This window comes from Archangium gephyra (genome assembly GCF_049060025.1).
Lineage (GTDB): Bacteria > Myxococcota > Myxococcia > Myxococcales > Myxococcaceae > Archangium > Archangium gephyra_A.
Window position 1 is genome coordinate 6487501 of the sequence record NZ_JBMEQQ010000002.1, and the last position, 14029, is coordinate 6501529.

A 14029-nucleotide genomic window follows, 5' to 3' on the forward strand; every position below is an offset into this window, starting at 1 on the left:
GAGGCCCGCTTCCGAGTGCAGGAGCGACTCGGGGTCGCCATGCAGCACCCGTCCCTGCTTCGAGGCACTGGTCAGCATGGAGAGCGCGCGCGGCGAGGTCCTCACCCTGCGAGAACGCTGCCCTCCCTGGAAGTTGGAGGGTGTCTTGGTGGAGGCAGAAGAAAGCCGTCGAGCACCTGCTGATGCTGCTGCGCGAGCGCCACCCACCCCGCGAGTGCTGGCGGCAGATCACCGGAGATCGGGCGTCGAGAACGCGCTGCTCTTCGAGCGGATCGCCTCCAACCTGGATTCAAGGCGCCGCTGCCTCGCTCGCTCGCGCGGGTGGAGGAGCGGAGGGGGTCTGGGTCGCGCGCGAGGGGGGACAGTCGCTGCGGCCCCACCTGCTGGCGGCGCTGCTGACCGCCAGCCTCAATGGCACCCACCCGCTGCATGCGGCGGCCTGCCCCCCTGGGCTGCTCGAACGGCTCGATGCGTTGGCGACCGCCCGCGACACGAGTGCCCCACATGCCAGACGCCGCCCTGCTCCCCCGCTCACCGCGGAGCAACTCCTCACCGTGGTTTCCACTGTCTACGACGCCGTGGAGGCGCTCCATGGCATGCACTCGTGAACGAGGTTTTCCCATCCCATGAGCAAGAAGAAGAACAACAACAAGTAAGCACCGCAGCGCGCTGACATGCCTCCGGCGCAAACCGCTCCCGCCAGCCAGACGCCCGAGCCCTCCGCGGAGCAGAATCGCTCCTTCTTCTCCAAGACTGTCAGCGCCGTCACCGAGGCCGGCGATACCGCGACCGAGGAGGATCGAAGCGTCGCCGCCTCCGGAGACCGTGGATCTCAATGCGGCCTGGAACGAAGCGGACCTGGCCCACCGTCTCTGGGAGGCGCAGCTCACGCGCGCCCAGGACGAAGAGCGCAAGGCCGATGCCGCACGCAGGCGGTCCGAGGAGGAGCGGAGCCGGCTCGACGAGCGGGAGCGGCAGCTCGAGGCACGGCGCAAGGAACTCGAGGAGCAGAAGAAGGAGCAGGAGCGGCTCGCTCGGGACGAAGCTGCAAAGCGGAAGGCGGAGGAGGACGCGCTGCAGGCGGAGCGCCGCGAGCTGCTCGCCCGGCGAAAAGCTCATCCAGCTCGAGCAGCCCGAGTCGAAGCGGGAGCTGCGGCTGGTGACGGATCCCACCCAGAAACCGCCCCAGCTCTTCCGGGACCAGTACACCCTGGCGATCCCGAGCAATGTGTGGTTCATCGGCACCGCCAACCATGACGAAACGACGGTCGAGTTCGCGGACAAGACGTACGATCGCGCGCACGTGATGGAGCTGCCCCTCGTCTCCCCGCTGATTGAGGAAGGCGCGCACGAACAGCCGGCGCGAGAAGCTCAGCACCGCCACCAGCAGAAACACCTTCACCAACTGCCCGCCCAGGCGCACCTTCTTCTCGCCGAAGTCCACCTGCATCTGCTGCCCCGGCTTCGTCTCGAAGCGCACCGTGGCCACTTGCGCCGCGTGCACCTGCTGCCGCCGCTGCTCCACCGCTCGCTGCACGGTGCGCACGCTGGCCTCCACCCCCTCCTGGGCCAGCAGCGCCTTGACGACGACGGCGTTGCCCTCAGCCGCTCCGTCCCACGACTCCACCGCACGCTGCTGCTCGGCCCCGGTGAGCCGCCGTGCCTTGGGCCGCACCTGCTTGTCGGCCGCGCTGCCCGCGCGCAGGTAGCGTCGCACCGTGTTGCGCGCCACGCCCACCTCGCGAGCAATCCGCTTGTGGTCCCAGCCCGCCTCCGCCAGCACCCGTATCCGCCGCACCACTTCCTGCTCGACCATCGGCACCTCCGCCGCGCGGGATGCCACAACTGCTGCCGTCTCTCCCATCGAGGTTACCTCCCTGGTGTGGAGGCCCCGGGATGAGGATCAGTTTTAGTGTCGCGAGGGGGGCAATTTTGCTGTCGCTCTACAGGCGCCTTCTTGGGAGGAAGCCCCCCCACGCCCCTTTCTTCCGGCAATCCCCTGCCCCTCAAGCCCCCACTCCATGGGCGCGGGAATCTCCTCCAACAGATTCCGCGGGCGAGCACCTGCTGTCACGAGTGGAAGCAGTGCGCACAACACGAGGCATACACGTATCAAGGATGTGACCTCCTACCTCTCGAGGACCTCGGATTTCCGATACTCACCTCGGGCCGTCCAGGAATTCCCATTTCCTGATGGTGTGGAGAGCCCCGATGATGTCAGCACCACACTCACCAGAGCAGGCACACGTAGGCCATCCTCCACTCCACGCCCCCCCGGCAACACCCGTGCCCCCACCGTCCCACCCTGGCGGGCGAGCGAGTGCCGGGAGGCGAACACCCGTTCCGCCCATTGGGTGACGAGGTCGCGAGTTCCCGGTTCATCACCCTTCGCACCGCAGCGCGCCATGGGCACATAGAGGCCCTGGCCGAGACGCCAGGGGAGCCCCGTCGGGGATGAGTTTCCGTGGCGCGGGCCAGGCATCGACATGAGAAGACGTACGTGACGCACCGTCCCAGGGCCGAGCCCGGGGCGGGGGTGGTGGGACGAGTCACGCGATCAGCATGGGGGTGTGGTCGTGAAGGCGATGGTTTGTCTGGTGGCCGCGGCGGGCATGCTGCTGGGAGCGCCGGTGGCGATGGTGGGCTCGATGTCCATGGAGCCCGCGCGGCCGGGAGTGACGTGCGAGCCGGGCGCGAGGGATTGCGGAGTCCTGAAGGTGGAGGAGCCGGTGCCGCAGTCCGCGGGCCTGGAGAGCAGCCACCCCTGCGACTGGGTGGAGACGTGCCAGTTGCCCTGTGGCCGCGAGGGGGGCGAGTGCTGCCACGCGGAGTGGAACTGCCCGCCGGACGCGAACCTGCCGCGGTGCTGAGCCCCCGGGTTCCGGGGAAGCGGGCCGTGGGCGCCTGAACATTCCGTCCGGTTTGCCCTAGGCTGCGCGCAATGGCGTTCGGGCTTGGACGAAGGCGCAGCCTGCTGACGAAGTTCTACGTGGCGCTGCTGCTCGCCGTGCTGCCTCTGTTGCTGCTGCAGCAGTTCTACGTGTTGCCAGCCATCCGGCAGCAGCTCCGCGACGACCGCATCCGAGCGGTGCGGCAACTGGTGGAGACGGGGCACGGCATCCTCGAGGCGTACGAGGCGCGGGTGCGCGCGGGCGAGCTGACGCCGCGGGAAGCCCAGCACAGGGCGGCGGCGATGCTGGAGGGCCTGCGCTACGCGAAGGCCGAGTACTACTGGATCAACGACCTGGAGACGCGGCTGGTGATGCACCCCTTCCTGCCGGGACGGATCGGCGAGGACATGAAGGGGTACCAGGACCTGGCCGGCAAGCGGGTGTTCGTGGACATCGTGGAGCTGGCGCGCCAGGAGGGAGAGGGCGCGGTGGAGTACCTGGCGACGCGGCCGAGAGACCCGCAGCCCATCCCCAAGGTGTCCTACGTGAAGCTGTTCGCGCCATGGGGCTGGGTGCTGGGGACGGGCGTGTACGTGGAGGACATCGAGCTGGAGGTGGCGGCGGTGCAGCGGCGGCTGTGGGTGGCGCTGCTGTCGGGGGTGGGGCTGGCGGGGCTGGCGGGGGTGTACTTCTCGCGGCGGGTGCTGAGGCCGATGCGCTCGCTGGTGGACGCGGCGGGGCGGGTGGCGCGAGGGGACTTGCGGGTGACGGTGGTGGCGCCCTCGCACGACGAGGTGGGGGACCTGGGCCAGGCCTTCAACGCGATGGTGGGGGACGTGCAGCGGATGCTGCGGGAGATGGGGGAGGTGTCGAAGGCGACGGAGACGGACGCCCGGCACATCCACCGCTCGGCGGACGGGCTGAGACAGGCGGCGCAGGATCAATCGAGGTCCCTGCGGAGCATGACGGACGCGGTGATGGGGATGACGCAGGAGCTGGCGATGGGGGCGAGCCAGGCGGAGCTGACGGCGCGGACGGCGGAGGCGAACGAGCAGGCGGCGCGCGAAGGCGGGGCGGTGGTGAGGGGGACGGGGGAGAAGATGAAGGAGATAGCGCAGGTGGTGGAGCGCTCGGCGCGGATGGTGGAGCGGCTGACGGAGTGGAGCGCGGAGGTGGAGAAGGCGGTGGAGCTGATCTCCGACGTGGCGGATCAGACGCGGGTGCTGGCGGTGAACACGGCCATCGAGGCGATGAGGGCCGGGGAGAACGGGAAGGGCTTCGCGGTGGTGGCGCAGGAGGTGCGCAATCTGGCGGAGCGGGCGCGGGCGGCGGCGGAGCGGATCCACGGGCTGATGAAGGAGAGCCAGACGGAGACGGAGGCGGCGGCGGCGGCGATGAGGCAGGGGCGGTTGAAGGTGAGCGAGGGGCTGGCGCTGTCGGCGGAGACGGGGAAGGCGCTGGAGCGGATCGTCGCGGGGGCGGAGGAAATCCAGCGGAGGGTGAAGGACACGGCGCGAGCGCACGCCTCCCAGGCGGAGACGGGCGAGGCGCTCACGTTGCGGATCCACGCGCTGTCGAACCAGGCGGTGGAGTCGGCGATGAACGTGGAGCAGATCACCAAGGCGGTGGAGGACCTGGAGGCGAGGGCGCGCCAGCTCCGGGAGATGGTGACGCGATTCCACGTGGAGCGCTGAATCTCCTGGCGGCGATATGCAGGGCGCGCCCGCGCGTTGCATCAGCATCCCGCTTCATCCACGTCTGGAGAAATGGATGCACGCGCCGCACCGGCTGTCCGAGGCACCCCGAACCCGGGCCCTGCTCCCAGCAGTCCTCGCCGGTCTGTTGCTCCTGGGGGGGACGGGCTGTGCCACCAACAAGCGCCAGCACCTGCTCGAGCGCAGCGCCGCCTACGCCGCCTACCGGCTCCCTCCCGAGCAGATTCTGGAGACGGCCCGCGAGCTCCTCAAGGAGCGGGGCTATCTCATCCTGGCGAGTACGGACCCCCACTATGTGCGGACCGACTGGCGGACGAAGTTCGACGAGACCCTCGACGTCGGGGGAGTCCGGGAGCGGCACATGGTCATGGGGAAGCAGCTCGCGGACGGCCGCTTCATCCTGAACGTGTACCGCATCACCTACACCACCGTCGGCCGGACGGCGCCCCACCCCGCCGCCTTCCAGTCGAAGGATGCGTCGGGCGTGCAGAAGATGATCAAGGGCGACCCGCTCTCCTATGCCCGCCCGGTGCTCGTCCGGGACCTGGAGCTGGAATGGCAGATCCTCTCGCGGGTGTCCCCCTCCATCGCCCGCGAGCTGGAAACCCAGGTGGACGAGTACCTCACTCCCGAGTCGAACTGATCTCGCGCGAGCGGCGGCCGGCTCAAGCCGGAGTGCCGTGGCTCGCGGAGAGCGAGCGCCGGTCCACCTTGCCGGCGCTGGTGCGCTGCAGCGCGTCCAGGAAACGCACGGAGCGGGGCTGCTTGTAGCGGGCGAGCCGGCCCTGGCAGAACTCGAGCACCTGGGCCTCGGTGAGGTCCGCGCCGGGGCGGGGCACCACGAGGGCGCGAGGCACCTCGCCCCACTTGGGGTCGGGCACACCAATCACACACACCTCGGCGACCTGGGGGTGCGCGGCGAGCACGTTCTCCACCTCGGAGGGATAGATGTTCTCTCCGCCGGAGATGATGAGGTCCTTGCTGCGGCCGACGATGGAGAAGCACCCGTCCGCATCACGCCGGGCGAGGTCTCCGGTGTGCAGCCAGCCACCGGCGAAGGTCTTCGCGGTCTCCTCGGGGCGGCGCCAGTAACCGGCGCACAGGTGGGGCCCGCGCAGGAGCAGCTCGCCCTCCTCGCCGTCACCGTCGAGCCGGGCCTCGACATGGAACAGGGGCACGCCGACGGAGCCGGGCTTGCGGCGCACGTCACCGGAGGGGAGCCAGAAGTTGTTGGGCCCGGCCTCGGTGAGGCCATACCCGGTCTTGAAGTCCACGCCGCGAGCGAAGAAGCGCTCGAAGACGGGCTGGGGACAGGGGGCGCCGCCACTGACGAGCAGCTTGAGGCGGGAGAAGTCCACGGAGTCGAAGCGCGGGTGGCGCTGCATCTCGATGAACATGGTGGGCACGCCGAAGAAGAGGCTGATGGCGCCGCGGTGGACGAGGTCGAAGACCTGGTCGATGGCGAAGGCGCGGGCGACGACGGTGGTACCGCCCACGTAGACGAGGGGGGTGGTGAAGACGTTGAGGCCGCCGGTGTGGAAGAGGGGCGCGTTGAGGAGCGCGGTGTCGTCGGCGGTGAGGCCCCAACTGACGACGGTGTTGGCGGCGTTGGCGGTGATGGAGCGGTGGGTGAGGATGGCGGCCTTGGGGAGGCCGGTGCTGCCGCCGGTGTAGCAGAGCACCCACGCGTCCTCGGGCTCCACGTCCACGAGGGGGAGCGGCGCGTCCTCGAGGGACTCCCGGCGGCTGAAGGGGATGTCCTGGGGCTGGCGGGCGGAGGACTCCTCGAGGTGGACGAAGTGACGGACGCTGCGGGCGAGCGGACGGACGGCCTCGACCTGGGACTGGAAATCAGGGCCGTGCACGAGGACGACGGGCTCGGCGTCGGCGAGGAGGGAGGCGAGCTCGGGGGAGCTGAGGCGCCAGTTGAGGGGCTGGAGGATGGCGCCGAGCTTGCCGCAAGCGAAGAGGAGATCGAGGAACTCGGTGCAGTTCATGGCGAGCACGGCGACGCGGTCGCCGCGGCGCACACCGAGGACGTCATGGAGGAGGCGGGCGGTACGGTTGGCGGAGGAGTTCCACTCGCGCCAGGAGATGCGGCGGTCACCGCGGAGGGAGTCGATGAGGGCGGTGCGCTCGGGGGCGAGCGAGGCCCTGCGGGCAAGCCAGTCGTGGACGATGGGCACGAGTCACTCCAACAACACCCCTCTCCCTCCGGAGAGGGACGGGGTGAGGGTATAGCGGTTCCCGGGTTGAGCCCTCCCCCTCTGGGAGAGGGACGGGGTGAGGGTAGACCGGAGCCTACCGGGACGAAAACCGAAAGTCCCCGCCCCGCGTGCGCTGGCCGGGAACCGGACCCACGGCTACCGTCGCCTCCACCCGGAGCCCCCATGCGCCCTGCCCTGCTCTGCCTCGCCCTGCTGCTGTGCACGGCCGCCGTGGCCGCCCCTCCCCGCTCCCGAGCCCTGGAGACGGAGCTGCTGAACGCGGTGCGCGAGGCGGGCTTCGACCAGGTGCGTGACTGGAGACACAAGGGAGAACGGATCACCCACCCGCCGAACGTGGACGTAGCGGTCATCGAGCTGGACGCGGAGGGGCGCCCGGTGGCGGTGGCGAACGTGCTGCTGTCGAGGGACTACCCGAAGGGGCAGACAGTCCCCATCGATGCACGGACGCTGGGAACCCAGTCGGTGCGCTTCACGCGATGGGACCTGGAGCGCTGGGACGGTCAGAAGGGCTGGGCGGAGGCACCTGCGGGGGACGACCTGGTACCGGGACGCGAGAAGGCACCGCTGCGCTTCATGGCGCCCTACCCCGCGTCGCTGTTCAAGATCCTCATCGCGTACGGAGTGATGAAGCTCGTGGACCGGGGCGAGCTGACGCTGGACACACCGTACCGCTTCCTCCGGGACACGGTGGACAAGGGCGAGCGCCCGCTGCGGGGCTGGCTGGAGCCGATGATCGTCGAGTCGGACAACGGCGCGACGGAGGCGCTGGTGAAGCTGCTGCACGAGCGGGGGGCGATGGAGAAGCTGAACGCGGAGTACGCGGCGCTCGGACTGGGGACGCTGCAGGTGAACGGGACGTCACCGGTAACGGGGAGGAACTGGCAGCCGGGAAGCATCCACATGACGGCATTGGACACTGCGAGGCTGTTCCTGCTGATCAACGGAGGGCCCGGGGTGCTGTGGAGGACGAAGGAGGGGCGTGCGGTGACGGCGGCGGAGCTGTCGGAGCCCGCGAGGAACTTCCTGAAGAAGCTATTGGCGGAGCAGGGGTACGCGGAGGGGCTGAGCTCGACACTGGTGTGCGGAGACGCGAACGCGAGGAGGGGAATCCCGACGGCGGTGCCGGCGAGGTGGCTGGCGGAGGACGGGACGGCGACGGTGGGGGTGACGGCGTTCAAGCGGGACACGAGGCCGTGCAACGCGGCGGCGGAGGTGGAGTTCCTGCACAAGACGGGGCAGACGGAGAACTACGGGAGCGACGCGGGAATCGTGCGGGCACTGCCGGGGAAGGCGCCGAGGCACTACGTCATCGCGTTCCTGTCGAACCTGGGCTACCGCTACTACGACGAGGGCTTGGCAGGGACAGCGGACTTCGCGGACGAGGAGAACGGCTTCCCCGGAACGGTGACGGCGATCGGCTTCACGCAGAGCATCGCGGAGTTGGGCCGCCGGGTGGACGACGCGATGAAGCAGCGGGGCGCAGTGAAGCGGTAGCCCGCGCGCCTCACGGCACCAGCACGAGCTTGCCCACGGTGGAGCCGGACTCCAGCGCGCGGTGCGCCTCGGCGACGCGCTCCAGCGGGAAGCGCGTCACGGGCGGCGCGGTGATGCGGCCCTCGTCCACCCACGCGAGCAGCCGGCCCATGGACTCCTCGAGCACGTCGCGGCGCTCGAACAGATAGGAGAGGTTGAAGGCGAGGACGCTCGCGTTCTCGTTGGTGAGCGAGAGCGGATCGAACCGCGGAGTACGCAGGAAGTCCGCGGCGAGCTTCACCCAGTTGGGCCGGCCGCCTTCACGCGGCAACATGGAGTGGAAGCCATAGATGACGAGCTTGCCGGGCCGGGCGAGGTGCCGGTAGCTGTCGCGCAGCGTGGAGACACCATTGGCATCGAGCACCACGTCATAGCCGCGGGGAGCGGCCTGCTCGGCGGCGCGCCAGAGGTCCTCGCGGCTCTTGTCGATGACGACATCGGCGCCGAGGGCCCGCGCGGTCTCCACCTTATGACTGGAGCCGACGACGCCCACGGTGCGGCAACCCGCGATGCGCCCCAGTTGCAGCAGGGCCCCGCCCACACCGCCCGCGGCCGAGTGCACGAGCAGCGTGTTCCCCGGGCGCGGGTGGGCCAATTCGAAGAGGGCGTAATACGCGGTGAGGAAGACAGTGGGAAAGCCCGCGGCCTGCGCCATGTCGAAGCGCGCGGGCAGGGGGAACACCTGGTGGCGGGGCACGACGACGTGGGTGGAGTAGCCCCCGAAGCGCGTGACGCCGAACACCCGGGTACCCACCGCGAGGTCCGTGACGGCGGAGCCCACCGCGGACACCGTCCCGGCGAACTCGAAGCCCGGGGTGATGGGCCAGCCGACGTACTCCTTGGCCGAGGCATACAGCCCCATGCGGATGACGCAGTCGGCGTAGTTGACGCCGATGGCCTCCGAGGTGACGACGACCTCCTCGGGGCCGGGCGTGGGATCGGGCTGCGTCTGGAGCGTGAGCCGGTCGTAGCCACCGGCGCGGGGGATGACCACCTTGCGCATGGCCCGGATATACCCCCGAATCGCTCCTTATTCCGCGTCGAAGGGGAGCCCCACGGGAGCGGAGGCCTCGGCCACTGGCGGCTCGGCCACCAGCGCCGGAGCCGGAGCCGGAACGGCCTCGTCATCGAACGGCAACCCCATGACCCGCGCCTGCTCCGCGACAATCACGGAAGGCTCCGCCGCCACGGGCTCCGAGGTGCCCGCTGGCACGGCCTCGGCCCCGGCGTCGGGCACGAGGAGGGCGATGTCCTCCATGCTCGCGACGAACGCATGGGCCCCCGCGTCGCCGAAGTTCCCTCCACCCGGATCCAGGTTCTCGACGTCATCCAGGCTGGCGAAGAACGAGTCCGCTCCCGGATCGCTGTAGACCTCCTCGGCATCCTCCAGCGCCCCGGCCTGCGCCTCGAGCGCGGACAGCTCCGCCTCCATCCAGGAAGGGTCCTCCCCCTCCGCCACCTCGGCGCCACCGTCCACCTGGAGCGCGGCCACCTCCGCCGCCATCCAGTCGTCCTCGCCCCCGGTGGCGGTGGCCTGCTCCGCCGCGGCCTTTTCCAGCGCGGCGAGCTGCTCGGCCTGGGCGCGCTCCGCCCGGGTCACCGACGCGTACACATTGGCCCGGGCCAGGTGCGCGAGCGACATGCCCGGCTTGTCCGCACCGGCGTCCGGGAGCGCCTCCTTCGCGCTGTCCTTGCCCCCCTTGAGGTCCACGAGCTCGCGCTGGGCGGTCTCGTACCCATCGGCGAGCGTCAGCTGGGCCCGCAGCGCCGCGCTCTCGCGCTCCATCTGCGCGCGCTCGGCCTCGAGGGCCTCCAGCTCGGCGCGGTGCTTCGCATTGAGGGCCTCGAGCTGCTGCTCCTCGGTCATCAGCGCCGGGTCATCGGCCCCAATGGGCTTCTCGACGGCGTCGACGCGCTGCTGCGCCTCGATGCGCCGCTGGGCCTCGATGACGCTCGCGGTCTGGACGAAGGGGCTGAAACCAATCCTTCGGATGCTCATGGAAGGTCCTCGCTGGGCGCACGGGGGGTGCTTCGTTCCCTATTGTCGCAGCGAGAGGCCCCGAGTTGCGACCCCCCCTCAAAAACGTGGCGGCCCGGACCCGTCACACGCGGTAGCCTTGGGGCTCTACCCGCACAACCCGTTCCAGCCGGAGGCCGCGATGTCGTCCGCGCCCAACCACTACAAGCACAACCTGCGTGACCTGAACTTCAACCTCTTCGAGTTCCTGGACATCGGGAGGAGCTCGCTGGGCAAGGCGCCCTTCGGGGACTTCGACGAGACAGCGGCGCGCCAGACGCTGGAGACGTTCGCCAGGGTGTGCCTCGAGGAGATGGCGCCGAGCTTCTCCGAGTCCGAGCACAACCCGCCGAAGCTGGAGAACGGGACGGTGACGCTGCCGCCGGGCCTCCAGAAGGCGATGGCGGCATATCACGAGTCGGGGATGAGCCAGCTCGAGCTACCGGTGCACCTGGGGGGCATGGGAGCCCCGCCCTCGCTGGGCTGGGCGGCCTTCGAGCTGATGGTGGGAGCCAACCCGGCGGTGGCCTTCTACACGCTGGCCGGCGTGCTGGCGCGCGTCATCGACCGGCTGGGCACCGGGTCGCAGAAGAAGCGCTACCTGCCGGCGATGATGGAGCGGCGCTGGGTGGGGACGATGGTGCTCACCGAGCCGGACGCGGGCAGCGACGTGGGCGCGGCGCGCACCAAGGCGCGGCACGTGGGCGGGGACGTCTGGGAGATCGAGGGCGTGAAGCGCTTCATCACCAGCGCGGAGACGGACAACACGGAGAACATCGTCCACATGGTGCTGGCGCGGCCCGAGGGCGCGGGCCCGGGCACCAAGGGCCTCTCGCTCTTCATCGTGCCCAAGTTCTGGGTGGACGAGGGCGGCGCGCTGGGCGAGCACAACGGCGTGGTGTGCACGAAGATCGAAGAGAAGATGGGGCTGAAGGGCTCGGTGACGTGCGAGCTGACCTTCGGTGACGGCAAGCCGTCGCGCGGGCTGCTGCTGGGCGAGGTGCACGACGGCATCCGGCAGATGTTCCACATCATCGAGCAGGCGCGCATGGCGGTGGGCATCAAGTCCATGGCCACGGTGTCCACGGCGTACCTCAACGCGCTGGAGTTCGCGAAGGACCGCAAGCAGGGAGCGGACCTGATGCAGGCGCGCGATGCCAAGGCGCCGCGCGTGACGATTCTGCACCACCCGGACGTGCGGCGGATGCTGATGGCGCAGAAGGCGCACGCCGAGGGCATGCGGGCGCTCTGCCTCTACACGGCCTCCATCCAGGACCACGTGGAGCTCAAGGGCGGGCACCGGGCGCTGGAGGCCGCCGAGTACGACTCGCTCAACGACCTGCTGCTGCCGCTGGTGAAGGGCTACTGCTCGGACAAGGGGTACGAGTTGCTGGGCCTGGCGCTGCAGTGCCTGGGCGGCTCGGGGTACCTGAAGGACTACCCGATGGAGCAGTACATCCGGGACCAGAAGATCGACACGCTCTACGAGGGCACCACGCACATCCAGGCGTTGGACCTGCTGCTGCGCAAGGTGGCGAGGGATGGAGGGGCGACGCTGCAGCGGCTGCTGGGGCAGGTGCGCGAGACGGTGGAGTCGGGCGAGGGAGGCAAGGAACTGGAGGCCGAGCGGGCGGCGTTGGGCAAGGGGCTGGCGGACCTGGAGACGATGCTGGGCACGCTGCTGGGGAAGCTGGGCGAGTCCGTCTACCACGTGGGCATGCAGGGCAACCGGGTGCTGCTGGGGCTGGCGGACCTCGTGGTGGGCTGGCTGCTGGTGCGGCACGCGGCGGTGGCGCTGGAGCGGATGAAGGAGAACCCGGGCGACAAGGCCTTCTACGGGGGCAAGCTCGCCAGCGCGCGTTGGTTCTGCCGCGAGGTGCTGCCGGGGCTGGCGCACGCCGCGCGCATGGTGGAGCAGGGCACGCTGGACCTGATGGAGGTCCCCGAAGAGGCCTTCTGAGCCCCCGAATGCCCGCCCGTACACCATGCGAGCCAAATACCCGGACAACCCCATGCCGGACGTGGGACCCGGGTGTTACATCCAACCTCTCATGGAAGAGCAGCAGGGAGAGCAGGGACGGAAGGCCGCGCGGCCCCAGAAGAAGCCTCGGAAGGTCACTCCGCGCTATCTGGAGAACGCGGCGCTGCACTACCTGAAGAGGTACGCGGCGACGGTGAGCCAGCTCAAGCGGGTGCTGATGCGCCGGGTGGACCGGTCCATCAAGGCGCACGGTGGGGAGCGGACCGAGGCGATCGGCTGGGTGGACGAGCTCGTCGCGAAGCTCACGCGCAGCGGGCTCATCAACGACGAGGCCTACGCGGGGATGAAGGCGCACTCGCTGCGCAACTCGGGCCGCAGTGCGCGCGTCATCGCCCAGAAGCTGCGGATGAAGGGCGTCTCGGCGGAGGTGGTCGCGAAGAAGCTGGCGGACGCCACCGCGGAAGCTTCTCCGAGGAGGAGGCGGCGAAGATCTGGGCGCGGAAGAAGCGGCTGGGCCCCTTCCGGACCAATCTGAAGACCCGGGAGGAGAACCGTCAGCGGGACCTGGCCGCGCTGGCCAGGGCGGGATTCTCCTTCGGGATCGCGAAGAAGATCATCGACGCCACCCCGGACTGAGCCCGCTCAGGCGAAGCGGACGGCGTAGATGGGGGGAAGGTGCGCGGAGAGGTGCATCCAGGAGTCTCCACCGTTCTCGGAGACCCAGAGCGAGCCGGTGGTACTGCCGAACGCGAGCCGCTCTCCGGTGGAGTCCACGTCGAGCGCGTGGCGCAGGGTGAGATCGTAGGCGTGCTCCTGGGGCAGACCTTCGCGCAACACCTCCCAGCTCTTGCCGCCATCGCGCGTGCGGGAGACGACGACGCGGCCGTCCACGGGGAAACGCTGCTCGTCCTTGATGGAGGGGACGCGCCAGGCGATGTCCGGGTTGGACGGGTGGACGGCGATGGCGAACCCGAAGACGCTCGGAGCGCTCTCGGGAATGGACACCCAGCGGCTGCCTCCGTCATCGGAGCGGAAGACGCCGTTGTGGTGCTGGGCCCAGAGGCGGTCCGGGTGCGAGGCGCAGCGCGCGAGCAGGTGCGGATCCTGGGTGGCCGGATTCTCGCGCAGCTCGGGGGGCATGTACGCGGCGAACATGCCGTGGCTCACCTCCCAGTGCTCGCCCCCATCGCGCGTGAGCCAGGCGCCGCCGCACGAGACACCCACGACGAGCTCACTCGGGTTCTTGGGGTGCGGGCAGATGGAGTGGATGCCCGGCAGGTCCGTGCCGCCACCGAACCACTGCTTGCGCAGCGGGTGCTCCCAGAGGCCCCGGCACAGCTCCCAGGACTGGCCCCGGTCTCGCGAGCGGAAGAGCCCGCCACCGACCGTGCCGCACCAGAGGGTGCCGTCCACGGCTTCGAGCGCCCAGATCTGCTCGACGCGCCACGGCCAGGGCTTGCCATCCGGGAGCGTCTCCTCGAGCCCTTCCGGCTTCTTGGGGAAGGCGGGAGCGGTCAGCTCGTCCCAGCGCTGGCCACCATCGGAGGAGGCGCGCAGCTTCACACCGAAGTGGCCCAGGTTGAGCGCGGCATAGAGGGTGCCATCCGAGGAGGACTTCGCGACCAGCGAGACGGAGTCACCGAGAAAGGACGTCTGGGCGATGC

At 69.9% G+C, this 14029-nt stretch carries 11 protein-coding genes and 2 pseudogenes (1 of these 13 cut by a window edge); 7 read left to right on the plus strand and 6 right to left on the minus strand.

All coding sequences use genetic code 11. The features are described 5' to 3' along the window. On the minus strand, window positions 1-105 hold the 5' portion of the coding sequence (locus ACN28I_RS28125) for a hypothetical protein (protein WP_420945006.1). Its footprint begins 90 nt before the window's first position; 105 of the gene's 195 nt are visible here — the first part of the coding sequence; the start codon lies at window positions 103-105; its stop codon lies beyond the left edge, outside the window. Window positions 106-140: 35 nt separating this feature from the next. Here ACN28I_RS28125 and ACN28I_RS28130 point away from each other — a divergent pair, with 35 nt between their 5' ends. Continuing rightward, window positions 141-608 (plus strand): hypothetical protein, encoded by a 468-nt coding sequence (locus ACN28I_RS28130; protein WP_420945007.1) that lies wholly within the window; start codon window positions 141-143, stop codon window positions 606-608. 710 nt (window positions 609-1318) lie between these two features. On the opposite strand, the pseudogene ACN28I_RS28135 reads toward ACN28I_RS28130, so the two are convergent. Then, a pseudogene (locus ACN28I_RS28135) lies at window positions 1319-1816 on the minus strand (IS21 family transposase); the annotation flags it as partial. Window positions 1817-2576: 760 nt separating this feature from the next. Between ACN28I_RS28135 and ACN28I_RS28140 the strand changes: the two are divergent. The 3 genes from ACN28I_RS28140 (at window position 2577) to ACN28I_RS28150 (ending at window position 5249) form a co-directional block, all read left to right on the plus strand. Continuing rightward, a complete protein-coding gene (locus ACN28I_RS28140; protein WP_420945008.1) occupies window positions 2577-2870 on the plus strand; it encodes a hypothetical protein in 294 nt (97 codons plus the stop codon). A gap of 71 nt (window positions 2871-2941) precedes the next feature. After that, window positions 2942-4585: a methyl-accepting chemotaxis protein gene (locus ACN28I_RS28145; RefSeq protein WP_420945009.1), complete on the plus strand. Its 1644-nt coding sequence runs from the start codon at window positions 2942-2944 to the stop codon at window positions 4583-4585. Window positions 4586-4661: 76 nt separating this feature from the next. Continuing rightward, window positions 4662-5249 (plus strand): hypothetical protein, encoded by a 588-nt coding sequence (locus ACN28I_RS28150; protein WP_420945010.1) that lies wholly within the window; start codon window positions 4662-4664, stop codon window positions 5247-5249. A 22-nt stretch (window positions 5250-5271) separates the two neighbouring features. Here ACN28I_RS28150 and ACN28I_RS28155 read toward each other — a convergent pair whose 3' ends face one another. Continuing rightward, entirely contained in the window at window positions 5272-6792 is a 1521-nt protein-coding gene (locus tag ACN28I_RS28155; protein WP_420945011.1) for an acyl-CoA synthetase, read from the minus strand. 204 nt (window positions 6793-6996) lie between these two features. On the opposite strand from ACN28I_RS28155, the gene ACN28I_RS28160 reads away from it, so the two are divergent. Further along, entirely contained in the window at window positions 6997-8328 is a 1332-nt protein-coding gene (locus ACN28I_RS28160) for a serine hydrolase (RefSeq protein WP_420945012.1), read from the plus strand. A gap of 10 nt (window positions 8329-8338) precedes the next feature. Here ACN28I_RS28160 and ACN28I_RS28165 read toward each other — a convergent pair whose 3' ends face one another. Together ACN28I_RS28165 and ACN28I_RS28170 are read right to left on the minus strand one after the other, a co-directional pair. Further along, window positions 8339-9370, minus strand: coding sequence for a synaptic vesicle VAT-1 family membrane protein (locus tag ACN28I_RS28165; protein WP_420945013.1), 1032 nt, complete (start codon window positions 9368-9370; stop codon window positions 8339-8341). Window positions 9371-9397: 27 nt separating this feature from the next. Next, window positions 9398-10366, minus strand: coding sequence for a hypothetical protein (locus ACN28I_RS28170; protein ID WP_420945014.1), 969 nt, complete (start codon window positions 10364-10366; stop codon window positions 9398-9400). 160 nt (window positions 10367-10526) lie between these two features. Between ACN28I_RS28170 and ACN28I_RS28175 the strand changes: the two genes are divergently transcribed. After that, window positions 10527-12344, plus strand: coding sequence for an acyl-CoA dehydrogenase (locus ACN28I_RS28175; protein WP_420945015.1), 1818 nt, complete (start codon window positions 10527-10529; stop codon window positions 12342-12344). A gap of 91 nt (window positions 12345-12435) precedes the next feature. Continuing rightward, window positions 12436-13001 (plus strand): annotated as a pseudogene (locus tag ACN28I_RS28180) (regulatory protein RecX). Between the two features lie 6 nt (window positions 13002-13007). Here the strand turns inward: ACN28I_RS28180 and ACN28I_RS28185 are convergent. Then, complete coding sequence (locus ACN28I_RS28185; protein WP_420945016.1) at window positions 13008-13928, minus strand: WD40/YVTN/BNR-like repeat-containing protein; 921 nt, start codon at window positions 13926-13928, stop codon at window positions 13008-13010. Window positions 13929-14029: the final 101 nt, after the last annotated feature.